The 1,483-nt window shown below is 56.5% G+C and carries 1 protein-coding gene; it reads right to left on the reverse strand.

Annotation, left to right across the window (positions count from 1 at the left end):
- Nucleotides 1-234: hypothetical protein (locus CFB82_RS43675; protein WP_218829056.1), on the reverse strand; the 234-nt coding region annotated here is incomplete at its 3' end.
- Nucleotides 235-1,483: the final 1,249 nt, after the last annotated feature.

Consider the following 1,483-nt stretch of genomic DNA (forward strand, 5'->3'; position numbering starts at 1 on the left):
CTCATACACCGCCTCCAACGTCAGTTCCTGTCGTCTGGCGATCTCTTTCGCTCGCACGCCGTCGCTGAACATCAGAATCGTCCGCGACCGGTCTCGTATTCGCCAATCACGACGGCTTCTCGCCATCGCTTCAAGCTTTGTACGTTCTTCCTGCGTCAGTTCCAGCGCTTTCAATGCCATCAGCTTCGTTGCTCGTCCCGTCCAGTTCGAACCATGATTGTAGAGACATTTCATGTCGAAGGCTTACGAGGCCCATGTGCGAATACCCGCAGTGGCCCAAATACATCGGTGGGGACCAGAATCTGGCAGCGAGCTTCTCGTGCTCGAATTAGTCCTGTTCGCCGAGCGTGCCAATCGGTCGTGCCGGGCGGCTCTCTTCCGCCCGGAATTGACGGCGCTGACGCAACCGGGTCCGCCCGTTACCGCCCGATGCAAATCACCCCGTCAACGATCCGCAGCGGCATCTGGCTTGTGGCCACACTGAGCGGGCTTACGACATTTCGTTGCGCAGGAACCTTGCGTAGATCCGCTGCTCGCACATTCGGCGCTCTGTAGCGCGCGGCTCGGCTATCTCACCGAGCCTATCCGCAGCGTCCATCTTTACGCCCGTACTCAGACCAATAAACGAATAGCCAGTCCAATGCAGACAGTCGCAATGTTCGCGTGGTTCGTCCGATGGACTGCGGCAATCCGTCGTCAAGAGAAGCGATTTCTCCAACTGGAAATCGGGACTCTCGCGTGACAGAGATCTGGGCTGCCGCCGGTAGCGTAACGCCGCAAACGTGGGTGTTCGGTGACCTCATTCAGGTTGAAGTTCGCGGACATGGACTGCGAGCCGCGTCCGCCTGACACTGGTTGCAGCACGACGGCAACTGTCGATCGGGCGCGATAGGGTCGCACCATCGATGGCGCCCTCAGACCGCGCGAATTTCATGCACGACATTAAACCCAAGGAGACGACATGAACCAGATAGCCGTGTGCTCACTCGCCGATCTGGCGAGATTCACTCGCTTTCATACCCTTGTCCTGTTCTGGTGTGTCCGGTGCTCATTGGTTGGCTCGTTTCCCTGAAGTAGCCGATGGAACAGAATTTCATGGCAATCGGCCTGCCTCAATGGCACGGCTGCGGTGACGCTGATCAACCAGACGCATGCCGACTCGCATCGCTCAAACAGCGCGCCTGTTGTCGCGGTTCAGGGTAACGCAGGGCACTGACGCTTCTGCCATCACAGCTTGGTCGGCGAGATTCTTCCGAACAACACCGCTCGTATGGAGCTCTAGCTCAATAAACGCCACGTGGCTCAGTACAAAGCAACTTTCAATAAGCTCTCAACAGAAAGTAAATCTATAATTTAATCCGAATCCTTGAAGGACCGTATCGACGTCTTCTTCAAGGGTTTGGATGTCACGCGCCTTGAAGGCCAGCCACTCATATTTCATCTTGTGCCACAGTTTCTCGATGCGATTGAGCTCCGGGCTGTA

The organism is Burkholderia sp. HI2714, assembly GCF_002223085.1.
Classification (GTDB): domain Bacteria; phylum Pseudomonadota; class Gammaproteobacteria; order Burkholderiales; family Burkholderiaceae; genus Burkholderia; species Burkholderia lata_D.